Raw genomic sequence first — 233 nt, forward strand, 5'->3', positions numbered from 1 at the left:
TTGCCAATATCCAGCAGGGTTCTTTTTACCGTAGCGCGGTAGTGTACACAGGCCGCCGTCATCAGGTGACCCATATTATAGGTTTCAAAATTCAGCTTGTCCACAAATTCCTTTACACCGGCTTTAGCATGCCGTGCAGCTATCATTACAGGGGTGTGAATATAACCGTCTGGCCGCTGTGAGGCTGCAATTACGGGGATCACGCTATCCATCAGTGTTTCCAGCTGTTTATC

At 48.5% G+C, this 233-nt stretch carries 1 protein-coding gene; it reads right to left on the minus strand.

The features are described from left to right. The coding region (locus KVT36_RS32295) for a beta-L-arabinofuranosidase domain-containing protein (RefSeq protein ID WP_217607522.1) at positions 1-233 on the minus strand (233 nt) is incomplete at both ends.

Origin of the sequence: Chitinophaga sp. GbtcB8 (assembly GCF_019091455.1) — a bacterium.
Lineage (GTDB): Bacteria > Bacteroidota > Bacteroidia > Chitinophagales > Chitinophagaceae > Chitinophaga.